The 563-nt window shown below is 60.6% G+C and carries 1 protein-coding gene; it reads left to right on the forward strand.

Annotated features, from left to right (window positions below; translation table 11 throughout):
* Positions 1-563: citrate/2-methylcitrate synthase (locus tag AWB70_RS38125; protein ID WP_327350591.1), on the forward strand; the 563-nt coding region annotated here is incomplete at both ends.

Here is a 563-nt window from a genome sequence, read left to right on the forward strand (position 1 = left end):
GATATCGCCGATCGCCTGATGGCTTCGCTCGGCTCGATGCTGCTGTACTGGTATCACTATTCGCACAACGGCAAGCGCATCGAAGTGGAAACGGACGACGATTCCATCGGCGGACACTTCCTGCATTTGCTGCACGGCAAGGCGCCGTCGAAGTCGTGGGTCGAGGCGATGCACGTCTCGCTCAATCTCTACGCCGAGCATGAATTCAACGCCTCGACGTTCACCGCGCGCGTGATCGCCGGCACGGGTTCCGACATGTATTCGGCAATCACCGGCGCGATCGGCGCGCTGCGCGGCCCGAAGCACGGCGGCGCGAACGAAGTGGCCTACGAAATCCAGTCGCGCTATGAGTCGCCGGACGAAGCGGAAAGCGACATCAAGCGCCGCGTCGAAGCCAAGGAAGTGGTGATCGGCTTCGGTCATCCGGTGTACACGATCTCCGATCCGCGCAACAAGGTCATCAAGGAAGTCGCGAAGACGCTCTCGAAGGAAGCGGGCGACACCAAGCTCTTCGATATCGCCGAACGGCTCGAATCGGTGATGTGGGACGCGAAGAAGATGTT

Source organism: Caballeronia cordobensis (assembly GCF_001544575.2).
GTDB lineage: Bacteria > Pseudomonadota > Gammaproteobacteria > Burkholderiales > Burkholderiaceae > Caballeronia > Caballeronia cordobensis.